Origin of the sequence: Thalassospira australica, assembly GCF_044790785.1 — a bacterium.
In the GTDB taxonomy this organism is placed as follows: domain Bacteria; phylum Pseudomonadota; class Alphaproteobacteria; order Rhodospirillales; family Thalassospiraceae; genus Thalassospira; species Thalassospira australica_A.
In genome coordinates this window covers 1603504-1627511 of record NZ_CP085258.1, presented here as the reverse complement: position 1 = coordinate 1627511, position 24008 = coordinate 1603504, and the positions used below count along the sequence as shown (strand labels likewise).

The following is a 24008-nucleotide window of genomic DNA, read 5'->3' as shown; positions in this document are numbered from 1 at the left end:
GCCTCATCGGCCTCCAACACCTCATATGTATACATAAGTTCTTCACCTGCACGATACCGAAAAACATCGTCATGGCTAAAACATCTCAACGGAAAAAGCAGCATCACAAAGTATTCGGCGCCCCTTACAGTCCATAGCGGTCCAACCGCCAGATATCTGAACTCCAAATACACGTTGACATTTTTGACCAAATTCAATATTGGATACAATTATAATTTAGGATACAATTTATGACACAAGCAAAACTGATTGCCGATCAAATCAAGACTCTGATTCTCAATGGCTCCTTTCATCCGGGTCAACCGCTCCGGCAGGAAGCATTGTCCGAACAACTAAATGTAAGCCGCACACCGCTGCGCCATGCACTGCAATCACTTGCCGAGGAAGGGCTGGTTGAGACAACGGGCTACAAAGGAGCAAAAGTAGCAAAGGTCGATCAGGGAATGGTCGAGGATTTGTTCGACATGCGGCTTCTACTGGAACCGCTTGCTCTCAAATCGGCCTTTCCGCATCTGACTAAACTTGATTTCGCCAAGGCCGAGATCGCGCTCGACAAAGCGGAGGCAGAACAGAAGCCATCTGATCTTTCTGAACTGAACTGGGAATTTCACTCCGCCCTGTACCGTCCGTCGAACCGGCAGACGCTGCTAAAAACCATCGAACAACTTAATAGAGCATCTGCCCTCGCAGAAGTGATCGCGAGTTCTATTATTATTCGCCCTGAAAAATCCGCAACCGAACACCGCGCACTCCTTCAAGCCTGTCGAGATAGCGACCAGTCCACCGCACTCTCAATACTGGGCGAGCATCTGCGGCTTGCCTATAACGACATCCGCAACAGGGAATAACAACAATGCCCATCATCAATAGGATCGCCGACTTTCACGACGAAATGACCCAATGGCGGCACCATCTTCACGCCAATCCGGAACTTTCGTATCAGGAGTATGAAACCGCCAGATTTGTGGCTGAAAAGCTCCGCTCCTATGGAATCGACGTGACTGAAAACATTGGTGGAACAGGTGTCGTTGGCATTCTTTACGGAAACCGGAAAAGCGCGCGCTCTATCGGGCTTCGGGCAGATATGGATGCGCTTGCAATTGAAGAACGGAATGATTTTATACATCGCTCGGTAAACAAGGGCGTCATGCATGCTTGCGGGCATGACGGACATACCACAATGCTTCTTGGCGCAGCCCGTTATCTCGCCGAAACCCGAAATTTTGAAGGCCGTGTTGTTTTCATCTTCCAGCCCGCCGAGGAAATGGGGGGTAACGATGGTGGTGCTGCACGCATGATCAGCGAAGGCTTGTTCGAGAAATTCCATTGCGATGAAATATACGGTTTGCACAATTGGCCGGGTATGAGCATCGGTACATTCGCCGTCAAAGCAGGGCCAATGATGGCGTCGGGTGACAGTTTTGAAATTGTGATTTCATCTACCGGTATGCACGCCGCCCAGCCTCAAAAAGGCGTCGATGTTGTCTTGACAGCCGGGCATATCCTTGTCGCCCTTCAGCAAATCTCCGCACGCAACATCGACCCTCTGGATGCTCTTGTGGTGAGCGCCACACAAATCCACGGCGGCGATGCTTACAATGTCCTACCTAACGAAGTTACAATCCGCGGCACCGTAAGGGCCTTTTCTCCGCAAGCGCGCTCCGCAGCCGAACCCGCAATACGCCGCATCGTCGGCGGAATCGCGACATCGACCGGCGCAGACTGCCAAGTCTCCTATACGCAGCAATATCCCACTCTCGTCAATTCGCAATCTGCGGCAGAAACAGCAGAAGCCGCCGGGTCATCCGTGTTCAATAAGGTCGAAACCAACCCGCCACAAACAATGATTGTCGAGGACTTTGCCTTCATGCTCGAAGATCGCCCCGGATGTTATGGCTGGATTGGCAACGGGCCAGATGACAATGGCCGCATACTTCACAGCGCGTGGTTCGATTTCAACGACGAAGCGTTACCTTACGGAGCGTCTTACTTTGCCTCCCTCGCCGAGGCGAGACATAATCAGATTCTATAAAACGGCCTCAAATTCTCGTCACCATCTCTGGTCCAAAGCTGCTGTCACTCAAACGTAAGCCGCTTTGGACCAATAAGCCTGATCCCTCAGAAAAACTCGGACTGCGGATGTCTATACCAGCCGCCACACAATATGGGGTATGACTCCGCGAAATGGCGGCCAAAACAACCCACAACCACTTGTGTATGCCCGACTCATTGCAACACAATCGTCACGCGGCCTTGTCCACCTGTTTATCCACAGCATGGCAAACCATCCCGGCCAAACCGAAGGCCTGTCCGCTTGAAAATTCGCGCCGCCCGAAAACATCCATTTTCATATAAATATCAAAATGTTATCAGACTTTTCCGTGTTACCAACATCGCCGGGACAGGAATGTTTGTGCTTGGCGCTGGATTTCAGATGCAAACGGCGTTAGCTTTGTTTTGCGTTGTGGGGGTCATCTCGTCCCGGCACAAGATGTAGTCCGAGTCTTACGGGCTCGCGATGGCAACCCCATCGGCAAAGGCGCAGTATTCTGCGGGCTTGCGGCGCGTTTAAACAATCTTAACGAGATTTTTCAAACATCAAATATGCGCGACATCGATTGAACCACTACATGTAGTGATAAAAATCGCTGTCAACCACAAAGTTTAGTGGACTACCCCGAAATTTTGGCCTTATAGTCTTGGCCACGGACCGGATGGTTCCAAGGGGGGACCACCACCAGAGATTACAGAATTCCGTTCGCCCAAACATGGCCATTTTATAAAGGCCAGGGGGCAGCGTATGAGCGTTGAGCAAACTATATAATGTTCAGGCCGTGTTGGTGCTTATGCGCACGACATCAAGTCTGACCAATAACGGAGCAGACCATGCGGATCAGCAGAAAGTTCACCCAGGAAGGTGTCAGCCCTTACGCAGACATCGATTTTCGTAAGTCATCCTGCGTCATCAAAAACCCCGATGGATCGGTGGTCTTTGAAATGAAAGATATCGACGTCCCGTCATCCTGGTCGCAGGTGGCAAGTGACGTCCTTGCGCAGAAATACTTCCGAAAGGCGGGTGTTCCGGTCGCGCTGAAACCGGTCAAGGAAAAGGACGTTCCGTCCTGGCTCTGGCGTCAGGCGCCCGACAAGGCCAAGCTCGAAAAAATGCCATCCGAGTCCCGCTACACCAGCGAAACCAGCGCCACCCAGGTCTTTGACCGCCTCGCGGGCACCTGGACCTATTGGGGCTGGAAAGGCGGCTATTTCGATGCCGAATCCGATGCCCAGGCCTTCTTCGATGAAATGCGCTATCAGCTCTCCCACCAGATGGGCGCGCCGAACTCGCCGCAATGGTTCAATACCGGTCTGCATTGGGCATACGGCATTGATGGCCCGGCACAGGGTCACTCCTATGTTGATTTCAAAACCGGCGAACTGACCAAATCGGCCAGTGCTTACGAACATCCGCAACCCCATGCCTGCTTCATCCAGTCGGTTTCCGATGACCTCGTGAACGAGGGCGGCATCATGGATCTCTGGACCCGTGAAGCACGCCTGTTCAAATTCGGTTCGGGCACCGGTTCGAACTTCTCGAACGTGCGCGGCGAAGGCGAAACCCTCTCGGGTGGCGGCCGTTCTTCCGGCCTCATGAGCTTCCTTAAAATCGGGGATCGCGCAGCCGGTGCCATCAAGTCGGGCGGCACCACGCGCCGTGCGGCCAAAATGGTCGTGGTTGATATCAACCACCCGGACATCGAAAACTATATTGACTGGAAAGTCGTCGAAGAACAGAAGGTCGCGGCCCTCGTCGCCGGTTCGAAACTGGCAGAAAAGCACCTGACCGAGGTTCTCGCGGCCTGCACCAACTGGGACGGCTCCGCCGATTCCGAGGATCGCTTCCTGCCGCGTGCCAACCCGCAGCTCAAAGAAGCCGTGCTGGCCGCCCGTGCGGTGATGATCCCGGACAGCTATATCAACAAGATCATCGAATTCGCCCGTCAGGGCTTCACCGAAATCAGCTTCAAGACCTATGATACCGATTGGGACTCCGAGGCATACCTGACCGTTTCGGGTCAGAACTCGAACAACTCGGTTCGCGTCTCGAACGACTTCCTTCAGGCTGTTCTCGATAATGGCGACTGGGAACTGATCCGCCGTACCGATGGCAAGGTTTCCAAAACCCTTCCCGCCCGCGAATTGTGGGACAAGGTCGGCGAAGCCGCATGGGCGTGCGCCGATCCGGGTATCCAGTACGACACCACGATCAATGAATGGCACACCTGCCCGAATTCGGGTCGCATCAATGCGTCCAACCCGTGCTCGGAATATATGTTCCTTGACGATACGGCCTGTAACCTGGCCTCGCTCAACCTGATGAATTTCCGTTCTGACGACGGTGGCGTTGACGTCGCGGCATATGAACATGCCGTGCGTCTCTGGACTGTCGTTCTGGAAATCTCGGTTCTGATGGCGCAGTTCCCGTCGGATCGTATCGCCGAACTGTCCTATCGTTACCGCACGCTTGGCCTTGGCTATGCCAACATTGGCGGCCTGCTCATGAGCATGGGCATCCCCTATGACAGCGACGAAGGCCGTGCGATTGGCGCGTCCCTGACCGCGATCATGTGTGGCGTTTCCTATGCGACCTCGGCCGAAATGGCGTCCGAACTCGGTGCCTTCCCGGGCTATGCCGATAACGCCAAGGAAATGCTGCGTGTCATGCGCAACCATCGTCGTGCCGCGCATGGCGAACAGGAAGGCTACGAAGGCCTGTCGATCAATCCGGTGCCGCTGGTTGCCGCCGACAGCCCCTATGCCGAACTTCCGGTTGCCGCCCGTGCGGCTTGGGACAAGGCGCTGGAACTGGGCGAAAAGCACGGTTACCGCAACGCACAGACCACCGTTATCGCCCCGACCGGCACAATCGGTCTGGTCATGGATTGCGACACCACCGGGATCGAGCCGGACTTCGCCCTTGTGAAGTTCAAAAAGCTTGCCGGCGGCGGTTACTTCAAAATCATCAACCGCACCGTTCCGGTCGCACTGGCAACGCTCGGCTATACCGAACGCCAGATCCGCGACATTGAAAAATACGCGGTCGGTCATGGCACCCTGGTGGGTTCGCCCTCCATCACCCATGACGATCTCAAGGCCAAGGGCTTTGACGATGACGCGATTTCGAAAATCGAAGGCGCCCTTGCCAACGCATTCGACATCAAATTCGTCTTCAACAAATACACCTTTGGCGAAGAATACTGCGTCAAGCAGCTCGGCCTTGATAGCAAGGCGCTCAACAGCATGGACTTTGACATGCTGGCTGCCCTTGGCTTCGACAAAAAGCAGATCGAACTGGCAAACACCTATGTTTGCGGCGCGATGACGCTTGAACAGGCCCCGCATCTGCGTGACGAAGACCTTCCGGTATTCGATTGCGCCAACCCGTGTGGCCGTATCGGCAAACGTTACCTGTCGGCCGAAAGCCACATCCGCATGATGGCCGCGGCACAGCCGTTCATCTCCGGTGCGATTTCGAAAACCATCAACATGCCGAACAATGCCTCGATCCAGGATTGCAAGGACGCCTATATGCTGTCCTGGCGTCTCTGCCTCAAGGCAAACGCGCTCTATCGTGATGGCTCGAAACTCAGCCAGCCGCTGAATGCGGCCCTCGTCGAAGAAGACGATTACGCCGATCAGCCGACCGCAACCAAGGCGGCCGCTGTTTCCGAACAGATCGTCGAAAAAATCATCGAACGCGTCATTCGTGGCGACCGTCGTTCGCTGCCGTCGCGCCGCAAGGGGTATACCCAGAAGGCCACCGTCGGCGGGCACAAGGTCTATCTGCGCACCGGTGAATATGAAGACGGCAAACTTGGCGAAATCTTCATCGACATGCACAAGGAAGGCGCTGCTTTCCGCTCATTGATGAACAACTTCGCCATCGCGGTTTCCATCGGCCTGCAATACGGCGTGCCGCTGGAGGAATATGTCGAAGCCTTCACCTTCACCCGCTTCGAGCCGTCGGGCATGGTTTCCGGGAACGACGCCATCAAAATGGCAACCTCGATCCTTGATTACATGTTCCGCGAACTGGCGATTTCCTATCTGGGTCGTAACGACCTCGCCCATGTCCAGCCGTCCGACGTTCTGCCGGACGCCGTTGGCAAGGGTGTGGCCGAAGGCGACCTTGGCGAGGAAGCCAAGGCCGAAGACCGCGCGATCGAAACCATCCGCAAGGTCGCATCCAGCGGCTTCGTCCGTCGCAACCTTTACGTTGTCGATGGCGGTGCGCCGGTCGAAGAACGCGTGGTGATGAAGGCCACCGGCACCGATCATGCCCACTCGCATGACCACGGCCACAGCCATCAGGCCGAAACCGCCAGCATCGCAACCACCGCTGCCCCGACCAGCAGCGAAACCGCGATCCTGAACGCCAGCGAAGAAGTCATGTCGGCAACGGATGCCAAACTGGACCGCATCCGCGAAGCCCGCATGAAAGGCTACGAAGGTGACGGATGCCCTGAATGCGGCAACTTCACCTTGGTCCGCAACGGCACCTGCCTGAAATGCGACTCTTGCGGAAGCACCACGGGCTGCTCGTAAGAGCCCCGGCACGACCGCAAAACCGACTTAACAAAAACCGGCCGGGATTAATTTCCCGGCCGATTTTGTTTTTCCCGTCTGCTTGCGAACCTAACGCATTCGTCCCAAAAGACCGCGCCCCAGCAAAACCGCGCCACAGGCAATCCCGGCAATCAGGATGCCGATACTGCCCCAGCCAAACTGCTCGGCCATCGATCCCGCAATCGCCGGGCCGACCATCAGTCCGATATTATTGCCCTGCATGGCAAAACCGATGGTCACCGCGACAAGCGCGCTTCGCGGTGCGGATCGTCCGGCGGCATCAAAAACCACAACCGGGATGAACCCGCCGACGAATGAAAAGATCAAGGCCGCAGGAAACGGCACCAGAACCGAAATCCCGTCGATCAGAACACCGGCACTGCAAACCGTCATGATCGCAAATGCCGTCATCAGGATACGCTGCGCCTGATATCCCCGCGCCAGCATCACACCGCAAACGATGTTCCCCGCCGCCCCGGCCAACACAATCACCGCGCCCAGGACACCCGAAAGTTCCGGTCCGATTTGCATGCCCCTGGATAAAAGCATCGGCAAAAATCCGAACACGGCAAAATAGCACGCCGTGTAGGCGGCAAAAATGCCCCCCAATATCCACGGCGCACCGGACCGCAATGCCCAGCCAAGGTCATCAGCAATCGAACGGTTATCAACGCCATCGCTTGGTTCGGCATCGGGAATGGCCCGCATATATCCGCGTAATAAAACGGCATATCCCGCCAGAAGCACCGCATTGCCAAGCCACAATCCGCGCCACCCGATCAGCCCCAGAACCGGGGCCGCCAGCATGACAAGACAAATGCCGACCGGCATGAAAGTCGCCCAAAGCGCCATGGCTTTCTCGCGCCCGCCATCGCGCGTGGCCGCCGTGATCAATGTCGGGGCGGCAACAATCAGCAACAGAAAACCGATACCCTCAAGCACCCTTGATGCAAGGATGATATTGAAAACATCGCTCAACCCGCCAATCGCCGATCCGATGGCCTGCATCAAAAGCCCCGACAACGCCATGCCTTTTGCGCCAAACCGGCCCACCAGCAGGCCAAGCGGTGCCGCCGCCAGTGCGCCGACAAGCGCAAAGGCCGATAACAGCCAGGATGCACTCGCCAGCCCGACGCCAAGGTCATCCTGCAAGGCCGTCATTACGACCGGCACCTTGCCGACCTGGAATGCCGATACGATGCCCGCACCGACAATCACCGGCACAACGAAACGGCCAATTGCCACTGTTCGCGGCCGGTCACCGATCATGTTCATCATGCACTTCGGGCTTTAAGCAGATGCCGCCCTTCGGACAGGGCAATTGCGGTCCGGGCCACATGCTCCCCCTGGAAACGGGCTCCGTCCAACTCGTTTTCTGACGGGCTGCGATCCCCGCCCTGTCCGTCATCGGCAATGGTCGATGCCCCGTATGGCGAACAGCCGGTAACTTCGTCCATCCGCCCCTGCCCCTTGAAGGTATAAGGCAATCCGACAATCACCATCCCGAAATGCAATAACGGGATATGGGTCGATAAAATCGTTGTTTCCTGCCCGCCATGCTGGCTGCCGGTCGATGTAAAAACACTGCCAACCTTGCCGACAAGCTTGTCCTGCGCCCAGACCCCGCCCGCCTGATCAAGGAAGTTTTTCATCTGGCTTGCCATATTGCCAAACCGGGTCGGCGTGCCAAAAATGATCGCGTCATAATCGGCCAGATCGGAAACCTTCGCGACCGGCGCTGCCTGATCCAGTTTGTATCCGGCATTCTCTGCCACTGTTTCGGGCACAATTTCGGGCACGCGTTTGATATCAACAATCGCCCCGGTTTTGCGCGCACCCTCGGCAACCGCATTGGCCATGATTTCCATATGGCCATAGGACGAATAATAAAGCACCAGAACCCTTGTCATGACCGGTCTCTTTCAAACTGTTGCGAAAAGGTCTCCTTCCATCGCACAGCCACCCGTTCGAAATAAGTGGCAAAAGAACGATCAAAATGTTCTAAAATATCGATCATGCTGGATGGATTGACCCTTGATCAGATGCGCGTTTTGATCGCTGTTGCCGAAACCGGGAGCTTCCGGGCCGCGGCAAAACGGCTTGGCCGCGTGCAATCCGCGATCAGCCACGCCATCGGCAATCTTGAAACCGAACTGGGGATTTGCCTTTTTGACCGATCCGGGCACCGCCCGATCCTGACCGTCGAAGGCCAGGCCCTGCTGTCGGATGCCCGCGCCGTTCTTCTGAAAACCGATGCATTGCGCGCCCGCGCACGCGGCATGGAACAGGGCGTGGAACTCGAATTGCGCATCGTGGTGGATACGCTGTTTCCCCTGCCCGAAATCGGTGCCGCCCTTTCGGCGATGCGAAACGCCTTTCCCACCGTTTCGGTCAATCTGTCGGTCCTGCCACTTGGTGGTCCGGTCTCTGCCCTTGATCAGAAGAAATGCCATCTCGCCATTACGGTCGGCGAAGAATTCCGCAACCCGCATATCGAGGCCGAGGCCGTCGGCACAACCGCGATGATTGCCGTGGCTGCCGCAACACATCCCTTGGCCCATGCCATCCGGGGCGACACCCTTCTGCCCAAAACCGCCCTGGCCGAGCATCTGCAAATCGTCATCGAAGACCCGAGCCCGCTTTCCGACGGAACCGATATCGGCGTTTTATCGCCCGGCACCTGGCGGGTTGGCAGTCTGGATGTGAAACACAGTCTTATTCTGGCCGGGCTTGGCTGGGGCCGCATGCCGTTCTGGCGCATATCGCAGGACCTCGAAGACGGCCGCCTGATCCGCGTGCCTGCCGCCTCGTTTGGAAAGGACGGCGAAACGCTGCTGCACTGTTATCTGCTCCATCGCACCGATCAGGCAATGGGCCCCGCCGCCCGCCTGTTGCGACACGAAATACTGGCGCGAACGCAATCAAATCTTTGAGTTACCGCCGCTTTCCCGATAATCTGGGCCGGTAAATCTGCCGCCCCGATTTAATGGAAAACCTGTGTCAAACGCCATCACGCCGCCAATCACCGCCAATACCGCCCTCATCATCCTGGATGTGCAAAAGGCCATCGACGATCCGAAATGGGCGTCAAAAAACAATCCCGGCTACGTCGATAAAATCGTCGATCTGCTGGCCGCCTTTCGCGCGACCAACCTGCCGGTGATCCATATCCGCCATGACGAACCCAATCCCGCCTCGACCTATCACACCGATGGTCCGGGCAACGCGATCAAACCCGAAGTCGCCCCGCTGCCCGGTGAACCGGTGATTGCCAAAAACGTCAACTGCGCCTTCATCGCCACCGATCTTGAAAAATACCTGCATGATCATGGCATTACCCGCCTGATCTTTACCGGTGTCGTCATCCACAATTCGATGGATGCCTCGATCCGCGTCGCCCATTGTCTGGGCTTTGATGTCATCCTGCCGCTTGATGCGACCACCGCGATTGACGTGACCGACGCCAAGGGTGTGCGTCACGATGCGCAAACCGTGTTTGACCTGTTTGCCACCGTTCTGGGATCGGAATATTGCACGCTGTCGACCACGGATGACGTGATCGCCGCCCTGCCCGCATAACGATAATGCGGCCCGAAAACCGGGCCCTCTATCCACTTTGCGCAACACCTATCCATTTAGTGTCAGAAAACGACACAATCCTCCCTTTAAGCATAGCTCTCCCCATACGCCGCCCCTAAAGCTCTTGCAACGGACCGATCCATCGGCACCGGGCAAAAGGGATATGGGCATGGCAAACAATGAATAAGATCAGAAGCACCTTCAAACAGGAACGATCTGATCGTTCGCACCTCGCCGCGTGCAAATCTGTTGTGAAAAAAGGGCTTTGTGCGCTGGCCCTGACGGGGTTATCCCTGCCCTTTGCCAACAGCGCCTTCGCCATTAGCGTCGGTTGCGGTTTTTGGAACCTTACAATTAGCAGCACCAGCGCCATAGTGACCTCCAACGAAGTTTTTAGCGCTTGGGAGGTCGCCAAGGTCACCTTCACACACGTAACCGGCCAATCACCAAACAACTACACCTATACCTATACGGACAATATAAACGCCGCCAATTCACGCTCCGCCACAGCGGGCAGCACCACCACCGGCGATACTGTCACCCTCACCATCCAGATCCCGGCAGATACTACAAGTGGCAAGCTTTTCATTAATGCCTCGGGCACGACCGCAAGATACAACATGACCGCAACCTGCGTTGCCGGAACAGAACCGGTCGCGGAGACAGAAGACGAAGAAGAATCAAAATCCTCCGCCAGCACCACCTCCGCCGTTATCAATGCCGTCTCGCGCTCCCAAACCGCGGTCATTCAACAGAATATCGCATCACGGGTCTCATCGGCGATCAGCCCGACCAACAATCCCAATACGGACAACGTACCGGGCCCAACCACGTTAACAGGCGAAACCGGCCCCCATCGCACCAGCCTGATCGACACCACCAGCACCGATAATGATGATGATCGCAGCAGCAACAGCATCACCGACCGCGATGATGCACTGCACCGCATCGCCATGATGGGCAGCTTTGACAGTTCCACCGGCCAGGGTATGGATATGCTGGGCCTTGGCCCGACAGATCAGGGCGATGTGGGCGGGGCTGGCGGCATTGATGGACGCTCGGCCTTTGATACCGTAACCCCCTTTACGGTTTGGGGCCACGGCTCCTTTACCTCGGTCAATAACGACTATGTCAATGGCACCAATGACAGCCGCTATGACGGTGATGTCTGGGGCTATAATGTCGGGCTGGATTATCGCTTTGCCGATGCCCTGATTGCGGGCCTGTCACTTGGCTATAACGATACCAACCTGACCACCGCCTTTAACACTGGCAGCTATCAGGAAACCGGTTGGGTCGCATCGCCCTATGTCATCTACCGCCCGCTCGCAAACCTCTCCATCGTTGCCGAAGCAGGATATGGCATGGGCGACATTGATGTCACCCGCGATAACGATGCGGTGTCGGGCAATACGGACTCCGATATGTGGTATGCCGCCCTGACCACATCCTATCTGGTCCGCCCTGCCAAGACCCTGCCCGCATCCCTGACCCCGTCGCTGGCCTTTATCACCGCACGCAAGACGGTCGATACCTATACCGAAAGCGACGGCACAACCAATGCGACAACCCGGTCTAACACCCGGCAGATCAGACCGGCCATCGAGGCCGCCTATGATTTCACCCCGACCCAAGGCCTGATCATCTCGCCTTTTATTGAAACCGGCCTGATCCATGATTTCACCGATGAAATCAACAATGACAAAACCGCGTTCAATATCGGCGGCGGTGTGCGACTGTCCGATACCACGACCGGCTTGAATGCCGCGCTTGAAGGCAACTATCTTGCCGGGCGCGCCGATTACACCGAATACACCATCGGCGGCACCCTCGTTTACGGCTTTGAACTTGTTGGCGATGACGGTCGCTCCATCGGGATCATCAAACCGTTCTTCTCCAGCAACCTCAACGAATATGGCAATCAGCGCATCCGCACCGGATTTGGTTTTGATACCGGCAGGCTTAGCAGCGAACTTGCGCTCAGCCATATGATGTCGGTTGCCAATGAAGATGACGATACCGACACCAGCAGGCTCGAAATCCAGATATCGATGCCTTTCTGATCTCTGGCACGCAACAAGAAGCTCCCGGTCACTGGCCGGGGGTTTTGCATTTCACCATACATCCAGCCAGATCAATTATTTACCCGCGGGAACAACTTGCCGAAAGCCGCGTTGTGATCTCAGTTACACAAGTCCCGATTTCGGGACACGCGCAAACCTGAACAAAAATAACAGGAGCCCCCATGCCCATCACTCGTATCGCAGGCATCGTCATTTGTATCATCGGCATTGCCCTTTTGATCGTTGGCTTCAACGCATCCGAAAGTGCCGCTGATCAGTTGTCCGAAACCTTCCTTGGCCGTTATACCGATGAAACCGTCTGGTATCTGATCGGTGGCGCTGCGGCGGCCATCGGGGGCTTTGTCCTGATGCTGTTTGGTGCCAAGGCACGCTGATTTCCTCTCCTGACCGGTGTGTTGCCGGTGTCGCGCCACACCGCGCGTGGCGTTGACAATGGCAACACACTGTTGACGAACCGGGGCTGGTCATGCGCTCAGGACAGGCACATATTCGCAATCAATATTGTTTGAATGTCGAGGTGCCCCACCATGACCGCCACCATGACCAGTCCCGTTGCCAACCCTGTTTCGACCACCCCGCAGGGCAACCTTGCGCCGATCTTCATCTCGCACGGATCCCCGATGCTGGTCGCACGCCAAAGCACCCCGGCATTCGATTTCTTTGCCCGCGATCTTGGGGGGCAGTTCGACGGCGCGCGTGCCATCCTGATTGTCTCGGCCCATTGGCAAACCGCCACGCCGACCATCTCGACCGCCGCGCGCCCGGAAACCATCCACGATTTTTACGGCTTCCCCAAACCGCTTTATGACCTGCATTACGATGTTGCGGGCGATCCGGCACTGGCGTGTGAAATCGCCGGTCTGATCGGGGCAAAAACCGATGCCGAACGCGGCCTTGATCACGGCGCATGGATGCCGTTGATCATCGCCCGCCCCGGCGCCGATATCCCGGTGTTTCAGCTCTCCATGCTGGGTCACGGCAGCCCGGCGGACCATTATGAACTGGGTAAAAAGCTGCGCGGCTTGCGCGATCTTGGCGTTCTGGTGATTGGCAGCGGGGCGATGACCCATAATCTGCGCGCCCTTGACCGTAACGAGGGTGCGATTGATCCGTGGGCGCAGGAATTCACCAACTGGATGCTGGGCAAACTGGCCACCCGCGATATTGATGCCCTGCTCGATTACCGCGCACAGGCCCCGCACGCCGCCCTGGCCCATCCCGAAGACGATCACCTGATGCCGTTTTATATCGCACTTGGGGCTGCGGTGGGGGCGGCGGGCGACGACTTCGTGCCCGAAACCCTGCATGACAGTTTTGAGTTCGGCAACCTTGCCATGACCGCACTTCGCTTTGACGATCCCCAAAGCATCCAGCAAGCGGCCTGAACGGACATATTCAGACCAGAACAAGAAGGCCGGGAGACGTCACCTCCCGGCCTTTTGTCTAGAACATCAGGCGAATACCCGTGACGATATAGGTTGCCTCATAATCCTCGCCATCATGTTTGGCGAAATCGGCGGTATCCCCGAACTTCCGTTCATAGGCCACACCGACATAGGGCACGATGGCGCGATCAATCAGGTCATAGCTCAGTCGCAAACCGATCTCGGCGCTGGAAATCCCCTTGCCGACTTCGATCTCGCGGTCTTCCGAGAAGGCCGCATTGATCTCGAACGATGGTGTCAGGATCAAACGGTTGGTCAGAAGCCCTTCATATTCGACATCAAGCCTTGCTGAACCATCGCCCGTCTCGCTGACAAATAGATCGGCATCGACTTCAAACCATTGCGGGGCCAGTCCGACAATACCGACCGTGCCATACCAGCGATCCGCCCCCTCGGGGGTATCAACACGCACGCCCCCCTTGGCATCGAAAAAGTCGCTGATCGGGGTTTGCAGGACAAACCGGTTTTCAAGTTTCTCGTAACTATCCGCATCAAGGTCACGTTCGCCCTCCCCCTGCCAGCGCAGTTTAAGTTCGTCCGTGCCCACAAAGGCATCCGCATCCCAGACAAGGCGCTTTTCGCTTTCGTCACCGACACGATATTCAAACTGTTCGGCCTGAAAGCCGTAATAAATACTGGCATCCATCGCCATACCGGCACGCGCGAACGGGCCGAGTGCCAATGCGACACCCCCGCCGATCATCATCAGATCAAGTTTTTTCATGATGGATCAACTCCCGCTCTCAAGCTGTGTGACTGTCGGGCCGCCTTCGACCACGACCTTGCGGAACATGCCGGTTGCCATATGGAAACTCAGATGACAGTGGAATGCCCATTCGCCCGGTTCATCAACCTCGGTTTCGGAATAAACCGTGGTGCCCGGATTGATGCTGAGCGTGTGTTTGACCGGGTTCCATTTACCCTGCCCCGTATCAAGGATCGACCACATGCCATGAAGATGCATCGGATGGGTCATCATGGTTTCATTGACGAATTTGAAGCGGACCCGTTCCCCGTATTTCAGGCGGATCGGCTCGGCATCTTCGTATTTCACACCATTGATCGACCAGCTATACCGTTCCATGTTTCCGGTCAGGCGAAGCTCGATCTCGCGGGTGGCCGGACGTTCTGCATAAAGCGGTTTCTGCGCTTTCAGATCGCTATAGGACAGGAACTTGCCGCCATTGGCTGCCGCCGGAACAAGACCACTGCCCGCCGCATAGAACGGATCGGCCTTCTCGTCCATATCCATACTGGAATGATCCATTCCAGGCATATTCGAATGATCCATTCCGGGCATCGACCCTTGCGATCCGCTGTCGGTGGCAGCAGCACCATGATCCATGCCCGCCATATCGCCATGGCCCATATCCCCATGCGCCATGCCCATATCGGCCATGGTCAGCATCGGTGATTCCGTGCGCAATTCCGGCATCTCGGCCCGCATTCCTTCGCGCGGGGCCAGGGTGGCAAAGGCATGGCCCGACCGCCCCATGGATTCCGCCAAAATCGGATAGGCCCTGTCATCCTTTGGCTGGACAATCACGTCATAGGTTTCGGCAACCGCAATGCGGAACTCGTCAACCTTGACCGGCTGCACATTATTGCCATCTGCCTGTACCACGGTCATTTCAAGCCCCGGCATCCGGACATCGAAATAGGTCATCGCCGACGCATTGATGAAACGAAGCCGCACCCGTTCTTCGGGCTTGAACAATCCGGTCCAGTTCTGATCGGGTGACATGCCATTGATCAGGCCGACAAAACCCTGCACATCCTCGATGTCGGTCCGCATCATCCGCATGGAACCCCAGTCGCCGCGTTCTGACAACGTCGCACCCAGACCGTCCTTCGATACATCATCAATGAAGTCGCCAAGGGTCCGCTGTTTGCGGTTGTAATAGTCCGGCATCATTTTCAGATTGCGCAGAATGCGATCACCCGAATGGGGATGCTTGTCTTTCAGGACCACCACATATTCGCGGTCGAATTTGAACGGTTCGCGCTTTTCCGGCTCGATGATGATCGAACCATAGGCTCCGTCCGGCTCCTGAAAACCGGAATGGCTGTGGAACCAGTATGTGCCGCTTTGTTTGACCGGAATGCGATAGGTGAATGTCTCGCCCGGTTCGATCCCGGGGAAACTGATGCCCGGCACACCATCCATCTGATAGGGCAGGATAAGACCATGCCAATGGATCGAGGTTGCCTCTTTCAGATTGTTGGTGACATTGATCACCGCCTCTTCGCCTTCCTTGAAACGAAGTGTTGGTCCGGGGGATGCCCCGTTATAGCCGATACCCTTTGTCTTGGTATCTCCGGTATCGATGGTGACATAATCGACCGTCAGGTCATAGGTCGCCGCCTGACTTCCCGTCGACAGGGCAACCATCGCCAGCGCCCCGGCAAGGACGCCTTTGACATAGTTGATTTTCATTTCATGGATTCCCAAAAACTTGCGGAAACGCCAGAGGCCTCAGGGACGGCAAGGCACCGCCCCGCCTCTCGCACCTCGAACCGACCGGCTTATGACTTCAGACGGACTTTGCCCATCATGCCGCTTTCATAGTGGCCCGGTACGTTGCAGGCGAATTCAAGCTCCGCATCCGCTGGGAACGTCCAGATGATCTCGGCGGTCTGGCCGGGTTCAAGCAGGACGCTGTTGGGGTCGTCATGTTCCATGGTCATACCGTTCCCCATATCCATTTTCATCTTGTCCATATGGATCTTGTCCACATCAAGCGCGCCATGTTCCATCATCATCATCATTTCTTTCTGATGGCTGGCATGCATGGCGGCCGTGCCGATATTGAACTCGTGAACAAACTCACCCTTGTTTTCAATCTGGAAAAGGATGGTTTCACCGGCACGGACTTCGATGGTTTCCGCATCAAAGAAATTGTCTTCCATAACAACCTTGATGGTGCGGGTAACATCGGCGGCATTTCCCGGCGCACCGATTTCCGGGGCGACCGAACCATGGCCCTGACCATGTCCCGGGCTTGCAAAGGCAAGCGGTGCGCTCAGCAGGACACCTGCAATCGCGCTTGAAACGGCAATACGGGTAAGAAAATTCGATTTGACGTTGGGCATATCATGCTCCTGAAAATAGTCGTCAGAATGATTGCCGTTGCTGCACAAACATCTGCGCAAGCTGCACTGATCCCCGAAACGGACGACCAGATGACGGCATTTAAGACAAAGACGGGATTATTTTCAGGCGCGCGGCGGCTTGTAGCTGCCATCTGCCTCAATCGAAACGAACGAACGCTCCGTGATCCAGAATGCAGCTTGTGAAACCACAAGCGTGACCGATACCAGATCGACCAGTTCCTCGACAAACGGCCCGCAGACCGTCATGCCGCAAATATCGGCATGGGATGAAAACGGATAGTGGGAAAACGGCTTGGACATGTCATCCATATCGCTGACCATGCCATGATGGCTGTTGCCGTCATGGCCGGAATGCGCCCGCACGTTCCCGCTGACCGACAGCAAAACTGTCAGGCTCATCAGGATCACAAGTGTGCAGGAAATGAAACGTAACATGGCTTCCGATCAAAATCTAACGCCCAAATCGTTATGCCCGGCAACGGGCAACGTCAAGTGGCAATATTGCGGCACGCCGCATATCCTTATATTTCAAAAGATTAGGTGCCCTTGTTATTGTTCACCCCGGCGATTACGATCATTTTCAGACATCAACCTCGCAAGACGGAATGCCCCATGCTGTCGCAAAACCAGACAACCCTTGAAATCGCCACCACCGGTCAGGGCCTGTTTGAAATCACCGATCAGGTCCAGTCATGGCTGCAACAAACCGGCATCAAAACCGGTCAGGTGACGATCTATTGCCGCCATACATCCGCTAGCCTGACGATCCAGGAAAACGCCGATCCCGATGTGGTGCTTGACCTTGAAACCTTCTTTGCAAGGCTGGTACAGGAAAACCCCAGCCTCTATCGCCACACCGCCGAAGGCCCCGACGATATGCCGGCCCACATCCGGGCTGCGCTGACCGATGTGTCACTCACCATCCCGGTTGCGCATGGCCGTGCCGTCCTTGGTACGTGGCAGGGGATTTACCTGTTTGAACATCGCCACGCCCCGCATCACCGCCAGATCACCCTGCATCTGATCGGGGAATAAGCCCGGTTTGCCGCCTTACGCCGCCATTTCCGGCCGACGCAGCCAGATGCCCTTGATCTGGGTGTCAAGCAGGCCGCGCAAGGTCGCGCACATGTCTTCGCAATCGTAATTCTCCGCCCCGACATGTTCGTGGATGGTGAATAAAAACAGGGCGATGACAGTCTTGTGGATCGCCTCGGGTTCAATTGCCGGGTTCAGTTCCCCGTCAAGCTGCGCATCCTCGATCAGACGCATCACCGCCTCGATCATCCCGCTGCCGCGCATCAGTTCCTTGACCGCCCCCTTGCGCGGCGAAAACACCAACTGCTGCAAAATCACCTGCCAAAGGCCGGGTTGCAGCGCGATCTGGGCAAACCGGATGGCGGCAATATGCATCAGCTTGTCGACAAAGCACCATTCAGGCTCCATCGTATGCAGCCCCTGCCTGATCGCGTCCGCCAGATGTTCGCCAACACTTGAAATCAGCAATTCTTCCTTGGTCGGGAAATGACTGAAGATCGTACCCTCGGCAACACCGGCTTCTTTGGCGATTTCACGCGTTGACGCCCCGTCATAGCCATGCGCGTCAAAGCATTTGCGCGCCGCGATCAGAATGTTTTCACGTGTCTGTTCGCGTCTGGTGGCACGGCTGTTCATAAGACATCCCTTATTAAATTGAGCACACTCATTGAGTAAACTCAACTAAACCCGATACCACTCGCTGTCAATTGCCTGTTCTGCGGATTACCGCCCTAACGCGCCTCTGCGGCGCGAAGCCTGCGACTTTGGCGCAGCCCAAGGTAACTGTGTACCGCCAGCGTCGCGATCACGATTGATCCGCAAATCAATGTCGTGCGGCTTGGCACCTCATCGACCACCAGCCACACCAGAAGCGATCCGAAAATCGCCTCGTTCAGCATGATCAGCCCCGCCTCGGCGGCCGGGATTTTCTTGGCACCGGCGGTAATGAACAGGAACGACAGCGGCAACACCACACAGCCCAGCAGGATCAGCCACAGCGGATCAAGCGGCTCAAGCGCCATCGGGCTGGCATTGGGTACCATTACCAATGTCGCCAGAAACGCACCCACCATCATCGCACGCACCGCATCGATATGAATGCGCGTGCCCACCACATTGAAATAACACGCCATGCAGATCGCCGTCCCAAGGGCCAGAATATCGCCAAGCGTATTGGCCCCGCCAAACCCCGCCCCGACAATCGCCGCAAGCGACACAAACACCACAACCGACGCAATCCATGTCCGCGCGGCCAGAACACGCTTGAACACAAATACCGCAATCAGGGCGGATAATAACGGGGTTGCGGCAATGATCACCAATGTATTGGCCGCATCGGTATTGCGGATCGACAGGATAAAGCACGCACTTGTGCCGCCATAAAACAGCCCGGCCAGCATTTCATCACGGGTCGGCATCATCGCATGGCGCAATGACTGGCGACGCCGCACCCCGCGCCAGAACGCGATCAGGGCAAGTGTGGACCCAAGGATCAGCAACCGCCAGAACGCGGTCGTCATGTCGTCGGCCTTGACCAGCCTTACTAAAAGCGCATCGGGACTGATGATCAGAACCCCGATCAGCACAAGCCACGCACCGTGCAAATCGGCAATTTTAAACCGTCCTGATCCCATTTCGTCCGCTTCCTCTGATTGTTTTATGCCACCCGTTTACGACTTGGCTTTCTTGTGCGACGGATTGGGGTCTATGACAAATCCAAATTTCTCATCAATCGATCAGCATTGCTTATGGACGGTCCCACCGCACCATGCCATTTCACACAAAAGAAATGGTTTTGTTTGCGCGCCAACGCCGATAAGTTGGAACCGTTTTCGCCACACCCAATCACGAGGATCAAATCCATGGCCGGAAAAATCGACGCCCGCCTTGCCGAACTCGGCATCACCCTGCCCCAGGCAAACGCCCCGGTTGCCAATTACGTGCCCTATGTCCGTTCGGGCAATCTTGTGCATGTTTCGGGTCAGATCACCATGGAAAACGGCGAACTGAAATTCATTGGCAAACTTGGCCGCGATTATCAGGTCGAAGACGGCCAGAAAGCCGCCCGCCTCTGCGCGCTCAACCTGATTGCACAGGTCCGTGCCGCCATTGGCGATCTCGATAATGTCAAACGCGTTGTCAAACTGAACGCGTTCGTTAATTCCGACCCCGCCTTCACCGATCAGCCCAAGGTCGTCAACGGCGCATCCGACACCATGGTCGAAGTTTTCGGTGATGCCGGCAAACACGCCCGCTCCGCGGTTGGCGTTGCGTCCCTGCCGCTCGGCGTTGCGGTCGAAATCGACGGCATCTTCGAAGTCGCATAACGACCCGATCCATCCGCCAAACCACAACCGTCATTCCCGCGAAAGCGGGAATCCAGTCAGTTGTGCCACAGCCTCAAACCCCGCGACAGAACCCGCAGCCCCATGGACTCCCGCCTGCGCGGGAGTGACGAACGGATGGAAAGCGCCCTGCCCAAAACCGTCATTCCCGCGCAGGCGGGAATCCATATCCCACGCTGCTTTGTGGATCGTGGCTTCGGACCAAAATTAAGCCGGGCACATGCCCGGCTTTTTTCGTTACTCGACAGTTTTCGCCAACTGCTCAATCACGGTGCCCCAACCGTCAAAGAATCCCATCTCCTGATGTTTCAGGGAATCTTCGGTATTTCGGTGCAACACATGCGCCCGGTACCGTGTTCCGCTGCCCTCTGGCGTAAAGGTGATGATCGCGGTCAATGCCAGCCACGGCTCGATGGGGCGCCATCCCTCGCGCAGAACCGTCGTCCAGACAAGCCGGCTTTCAGGAACAGCTTCCAGAAAACAGCCTTCGACATGGGGCTGAAAATCTTCGTCCCCCTGGCGCATCTGTGTCTCAAACCCGCCTCCGGCGCGCAGGTCCAGCTTGATCACCCTGCATTCCATCGGGGCCGGTATCCACCATTTTTCAAGATGCTCGGGCGTGCTCCATGCTTTCCAGACGGTTGCGGGCGATGCCTTGATGAAACGCTCGACCGTCAGTTCGGACTGATTAACTGCCATCTTCGGATCTCCCGGTCATTTGGATTTCGACATAATCGGCAAGGCGGTCGGCCTGCGCCTGCCAAAGTTTCCGCTGTTCGGAAAGCCACGTTTCGGCCGCCGCCAGTCTCTCGGCATTGATCCGGCACGTGCGCACACGCCCGACTTTTTCCGAACGGATCAGGCCATCACATTCCAGAACACGCAGATGTTTCATGAAAGACGGCAACCCCATGTCAAAGGGTTCCGCCAGTTCCTTGACCGATGCCGGTCCTTTCGTCAGTCGGCTTAGCACCGCCCTGCGTGTCGGATCGGCAAGCGCATGAAAGGCCGCATCAAGCGATGATTGATAGTTTTCCATTTGGCGAACCATAATAAATAGTTCTCCGTTTGGCAAACTGTTTTTCCCTAAAAATTCCCCCTTGACCTTACCCTTACTTGAGGTTCTATGACCTAGTGCATCACGAATTCAGGAGAATTGCGATGCGTGTTTTTATTTTGGGCGGAAGCGGCCTGATCGGGGTGGCCATCGTGCGCAATCTGGTTTTGGCCGGGCATCATGTTTTTGCCCTGGCACGAAGCGAAAACAGTGCCGCCAATCTTGCCGTCATGGGGGCATGGCCGATCCGCGGCGATATTCACAATCCCGGCCCGTGGTGCGATAAACTGCCCGTGGTCGATGCCGTCATTCATGCCGCCTGTGATTTTTCGGCTGATATGGGCGCGGTTGATGCCGGGATGCTGATCGAATTGCTCCGCACCCTGCATCGCCAGTCCGGGCCAAAGGCCCCCGCCCTGCCGCGCTTCATCTATACCGGCGGAAGCTGGCTTTACCCCGCCACCACATCCGATGACGCCATCCATGATGAAAAAACGCCCTTTGCCCCGGTTGCGGGCTTTGACTGGATGATCGCAGGCCTGACCAAAATCCTGTCCGATCCGGCCCTGTATGGCATGGTGATCTATCCCGCCACCGTCTATCGCACCGATCCGCCGTCTCGGACACGCCCGACCTTGCCGGGCGGGGCGCTTCATGACATGGCACGCACGGCGCGCGATGAAAACCGCGTCCGGATTGTCGGGGATGGTTCGGTCATCTGGCCGCTGATCCATGCCGATGATCTGGCCGACCTTTACCGGCTGGTGCTTGAAAACGGCGAACGCCGCCAAAGCTATATCGGGGTTGGCATCGAAGGTATCGCGACCGGCGACCTTGCCCGTCAGATCGGCCAAACCTTTGGCCGGGCCGATTGCCGGATCGAGCCTATCAGCCCCGATGACGCCGCCCGCGAATACGGCGAATGGGCGCGTGGTCTGGCGCACAGCCACCGAATGACCAGTCAAAAGGCGATCCGCGAACTGGGCTGGCAGCCGCGCCATACCGATATCACGCGCGACCTGCAAAGCTGCTGCGGGGTTTCCGCAGCAGCCTAGGGATCAGATCCGGCCCAGCAGAACCAGTGCGATGACAATAATCAGCACGACGCCAAGCAAACCGATACTGCCATGACCGTAGCCATAGCCATATCCGCCAAAACGTCCGCTGACCCCGCCAAGCAGGAAAATCACGAGCAATACGACAAGAATGGTACCGACTAACGACATTTGGTCGTCTCCCGCTATGTTGAAAATAATCTGAAAGGCAAATCAGAACGCGACCGCTACCTTTAGGGTCCGAACCCTAATCATGCGGCCCGGACGGCGTTTGCTGATGCGACAACCGCAGCCAGACGCCGTCATCGTTCAGATAGGTCGAACTGCAAAGCGCCTCGTAAATCGGCACATCGGCCCGTTCTGCCGACACGCTATAGGCCAGAACCGCAACATCGCCCTTGCGCGTGATCGCCAGATCGCCAAACGCGACCGTCCGCCATCTTTGCGCCACCGCATTGTTGCGCCATATCGCTTCGTTCACCAGAATCCCGGCGGGATAGGGCAGAACCGCAACCGCGCCCTTCGCCGTCAGGTGATGGGCATCACTCGCCCCCTCGGTCCAGAAACGCTTTTCCAGCGCCCAGAGATCGTCCTTGTCTGTCATCAAACGGCCTTATGCGAAAATTTCGGAATAGTGCCCGCCCTGCTGCCTACTTTCCGAACCAGAGTATGCTGACATGGACAACAAGAAACGCGATGGCGATGATCAGATAAAGGCGACCGCCCAGAATGCCGGGCGCGGGCGCGTCGGCCTGCCCGATATTGTCGTGCCTCTCCCCGCCAGGCAGGGAGGCAATCATCCGCGTCACGGCATCGGCCCGTTCGGCAATCAGGGACGGCACATCGGTAAAGCGCGCCGCCAGCCCGTCAAGCCGGTCCCACGCGGATTTTTTGGGCAACGCGGCAAGGTCGGATGCTTCCTGCCACGGATCAAGGCCAAGCCGTGCAAGCATCGACAGAACCGTAACACTGGTTCCCTTTTTGTCGTCACCGACAGATGTTTGCAGGAATTGGTCGTATTTCGTGTCCAGACCGATGGTCGATGGCGCATGTGTCATGGCAAGCCCCTTAACCAGCAGGTTTCGGGTGCGCCGGGTCGACGCGCCCCGATATGCTCCGGGCTGGGAAAAAGCATATATCGGGCAGTCTAGCCCAAAACCGCGATCTTCTTACTGATACAGGTTAGGTCCAGTGCCTTTTCCCTTTAGAATGAAAAGGTTCTAATGCTTGCCCACCGCATTAAGCCCGACGACCCCGCCAATGATCATCAACAGGAAAACCGCCTTGAACGCGCTCATCGGTTCCTTGAAAAACATCACGCCGATCACCGCGACCGCCGCCGTGCCAAGGCCCGACCACACCGCATAGGCGGTGCTGACCGGTATGGTGCGAAGGGTCAGCGAAAGCACCCAGAAACTGACGCCATAAAGCGACAGGGTCAAAACCGCAAACCGCCAGTCGGTAAAACCGTTCGACAGTTTAAGCGACACCGTCCCGACCACTTCAAGGCAGATCGCGCCCAACAGATACATCCACGCCACCATAACCAACCCTTTCACGGTCAAAGATTTTGTGCGCCCAACATGGCCAAAACCGCCACGCGGGGCAAGCCACTGGCATGCATATATTTCCACGCCCCGCGATCTGCATCAAATCGCATCGCAAAGCCA

General features: G+C 56.6%; 25 protein-coding genes. 11 read left to right on the top strand and 14 right to left on the bottom strand.

Features of this window, described 5'->3' with window-relative positions:
- The first annotated feature begins 230 nt into the window (after window positions 1-230).
- The 3 genes from LG297_RS07770 to LG297_RS07760 all read left to right on the top strand — a co-directional run bounded on the left by LG297_RS07770 (window position 231) and on the right by LG297_RS07760 (window position 6603).
- Complete coding sequence (locus LG297_RS07770) at window positions 231-848, top strand: GntR family transcriptional regulator (RefSeq protein ID WP_404426353.1); 618 nt, start codon at window positions 231-233, stop codon at window positions 846-848.
- 5 nt (window positions 849-853) lie between these two features.
- Window positions 854-2032: a M20 aminoacylase family protein gene (locus LG297_RS07765; RefSeq protein ID WP_404426352.1), complete on the top strand. Its 1179-nt coding sequence runs from the start codon at window positions 854-856 to the stop codon at window positions 2030-2032.
- A gap of 854 nt (window positions 2033-2886) precedes the next feature.
- Window positions 2887-6603, top strand: coding sequence for a vitamin B12-dependent ribonucleotide reductase (locus LG297_RS07760; protein WP_404426351.1), 3717 nt, complete (start codon window positions 2887-2889; stop codon window positions 6601-6603).
- A 90-nt stretch (window positions 6604-6693) separates the two neighbouring features.
- On the opposite strand, the gene LG297_RS07755 is transcribed toward LG297_RS07760, so the two are convergent.
- Together LG297_RS07755 and wrbA are read right to left on the bottom strand one after the other, a co-directional pair.
- Window positions 6694-7902 carry a CynX/NimT family MFS transporter gene (locus LG297_RS07755; RefSeq protein ID WP_404426350.1) on the bottom strand — a complete coding sequence of 403 codons (1209 nt, stop codon included), beginning with the start codon at window positions 7900-7902 and terminating at the stop codon, window positions 6694-6696.
- Window positions 7899-8534, bottom strand: a complete 636-nt coding sequence (gene wrbA, locus LG297_RS07750) for an NAD(P)H:quinone oxidoreductase (RefSeq protein ID WP_404426349.1) — start codon at window positions 8532-8534, stop codon at window positions 7899-7901. Before wrbA ends, LG297_RS07755 begins: the two co-directional genes overlap by 4 nt.
- A 105-nt stretch (window positions 8535-8639) precedes the next feature.
- Between wrbA and LG297_RS07745 the strand changes: the two genes are divergently transcribed.
- From LG297_RS07745 to LG297_RS07725, 5 genes are all read left to right on the top strand, one after another.
- A complete protein-coding gene (locus tag LG297_RS07745; protein ID WP_404426348.1) occupies window positions 8640-9557 on the top strand; it encodes a LysR family transcriptional regulator in 918 nt (305 codons plus the stop codon).
- A gap of 64 nt (window positions 9558-9621) precedes the next feature.
- Window positions 9622-10203, top strand: a complete 582-nt coding sequence (locus tag LG297_RS07740) for an isochorismatase family protein (RefSeq protein ID WP_404426347.1) — start codon at window positions 9622-9624, stop codon at window positions 10201-10203.
- Window positions 10204-10382: 179 nt separating this feature from the next.
- Window positions 10383-12266: an autotransporter outer membrane beta-barrel domain-containing protein gene (locus LG297_RS07735; protein ID WP_404426346.1), complete on the top strand. Its 1884-nt coding sequence runs from the start codon at window positions 10383-10385 to the stop codon at window positions 12264-12266.
- 182 nt (window positions 12267-12448) lie between these two features.
- Window positions 12449-12661, top strand: coding sequence for a DUF3185 family protein (locus LG297_RS07730; protein ID WP_404426345.1), 213 nt, complete (start codon window positions 12449-12451; stop codon window positions 12659-12661).
- Window positions 12662-12814: 153 nt separating this feature from the next.
- Window positions 12815-13672 carry a DODA-type extradiol aromatic ring-opening family dioxygenase gene (locus LG297_RS07725; protein ID WP_404426344.1) on the top strand — a complete coding sequence of 286 codons (858 nt, stop codon included), beginning with the start codon at window positions 12815-12817 and terminating at the stop codon, window positions 13670-13672.
- 58 nt (window positions 13673-13730) lie between these two features.
- Here the strand turns inward: LG297_RS07725 and LG297_RS07720 are convergent, their stop codons facing one another.
- From LG297_RS07720 to LG297_RS07705, 4 genes are all read right to left on the bottom strand, one after another.
- Window positions 13731-14456 (bottom strand): copper resistance protein B, encoded by a 726-nt coding sequence (locus LG297_RS07720; protein WP_404426343.1) that lies wholly within the window; start codon window positions 14454-14456, stop codon window positions 13731-13733.
- Between the two features lie 6 nt (window positions 14457-14462).
- Window positions 14463-16169, bottom strand: coding sequence for a copper resistance system multicopper oxidase (locus LG297_RS07715; protein WP_404426342.1), 1707 nt, complete (start codon window positions 16167-16169; stop codon window positions 14463-14465).
- 89 nt (window positions 16170-16258) lie between these two features.
- Window positions 16259-16825 (bottom strand): plastocyanin/azurin family copper-binding protein, encoded by a 567-nt coding sequence (locus LG297_RS07710; RefSeq protein WP_404426341.1) that lies wholly within the window; start codon window positions 16823-16825, stop codon window positions 16259-16261.
- A gap of 123 nt (window positions 16826-16948) precedes the next feature.
- The gene (locus LG297_RS07705; RefSeq protein WP_404426340.1) at window positions 16949-17281 is read right to left on the bottom strand and encodes a hypothetical protein; all 333 of its coding nucleotides are present in this window, start codon (window positions 17279-17281) and stop codon (window positions 16949-16951) included.
- A gap of 177 nt (window positions 17282-17458) precedes the next feature.
- Between LG297_RS07705 and LG297_RS07700 the strand changes: the two genes are divergently transcribed.
- On the top strand, window positions 17459-17881 hold the full coding sequence (locus tag LG297_RS07700) for a secondary thiamine-phosphate synthase enzyme YjbQ (protein WP_404426339.1): 423 nt from the start codon (window positions 17459-17461) through the stop codon (window positions 17879-17881).
- Between the two features lie 15 nt (window positions 17882-17896).
- On the opposite strand, the gene LG297_RS07695 is transcribed toward LG297_RS07700, so the two are convergent.
- Window positions 17897-18517 carry a TetR/AcrR family transcriptional regulator gene (locus LG297_RS07695; RefSeq protein ID WP_404426338.1) on the bottom strand — a complete coding sequence of 207 codons (621 nt, stop codon included), beginning with the start codon at window positions 18515-18517 and terminating at the stop codon, window positions 17897-17899.
- Window positions 18518-18612: 95 nt separating this feature from the next.
- On the bottom strand, window positions 18613-19515 hold the full coding sequence (locus tag LG297_RS07690; RefSeq protein WP_404426337.1) for a DMT family transporter: 903 nt from the start codon (window positions 19513-19515) through the stop codon (window positions 18613-18615).
- Between the two features lie 228 nt (window positions 19516-19743).
- Between LG297_RS07690 and LG297_RS07685 the strand changes: the two genes are divergently transcribed.
- The gene (locus LG297_RS07685; protein ID WP_037987824.1) at window positions 19744-20208 is read left to right on the top strand and encodes a RidA family protein; all 465 of its coding nucleotides are present in this window, start codon (window positions 19744-19746) and stop codon (window positions 20206-20208) included.
- A gap of 255 nt (window positions 20209-20463) precedes the next feature.
- Here LG297_RS07685 and LG297_RS07680 read toward each other — a convergent pair whose 3' ends face one another.
- Window positions 20464-20925: an SRPBCC family protein gene (locus tag LG297_RS07680; protein WP_404426336.1), complete on the bottom strand. Its 462-nt coding sequence runs from the start codon at window positions 20923-20925 to the stop codon at window positions 20464-20466.
- Window positions 20915-21277: an ArsR/SmtB family transcription factor gene (locus LG297_RS07675; RefSeq protein WP_404426335.1), complete on the bottom strand. Its 363-nt coding sequence runs from the start codon at window positions 21275-21277 to the stop codon at window positions 20915-20917. The genes LG297_RS07680 and LG297_RS07675 overlap by 11 nt, the downstream gene beginning before the upstream one ends.
- A gap of 110 nt (window positions 21278-21387) precedes the next feature.
- Between LG297_RS07675 and LG297_RS07670 the strand changes: the two genes are divergently transcribed.
- Window positions 21388-22338, top strand: coding sequence for an NAD-dependent epimerase/dehydratase family protein (locus LG297_RS07670; protein WP_404426334.1), 951 nt, complete (start codon window positions 21388-21390; stop codon window positions 22336-22338).
- 3 nt (window positions 22339-22341) lie between these two features.
- Here the strand turns inward: LG297_RS07670 and LG297_RS07665 are convergent, their stop codons facing one another.
- From LG297_RS07665 to LG297_RS07650, 4 genes are all read right to left on the bottom strand, one after another.
- Complete coding sequence (locus tag LG297_RS07665; protein ID WP_097050541.1) at window positions 22342-22509, bottom strand: DUF3309 family protein; 168 nt, start codon at window positions 22507-22509, stop codon at window positions 22342-22344.
- 76 nt (window positions 22510-22585) lie between these two features.
- Window positions 22586-22942, bottom strand: coding sequence for a hypothetical protein (locus LG297_RS07660; RefSeq protein WP_404426333.1), 357 nt, complete (start codon window positions 22940-22942; stop codon window positions 22586-22588).
- Between the two features lie 46 nt (window positions 22943-22988).
- Entirely contained in the window at window positions 22989-23396 is a 408-nt protein-coding gene (locus LG297_RS07655) for a hypothetical protein (protein WP_404426332.1), read from the bottom strand.
- Window positions 23397-23558: 162 nt separating this feature from the next.
- Complete coding sequence (locus tag LG297_RS07650) at window positions 23559-23897, bottom strand: DMT family transporter (RefSeq protein ID WP_404426331.1); 339 nt, start codon at window positions 23895-23897, stop codon at window positions 23559-23561.
- Window positions 23898-24008: the final 111 nt, after the last annotated feature.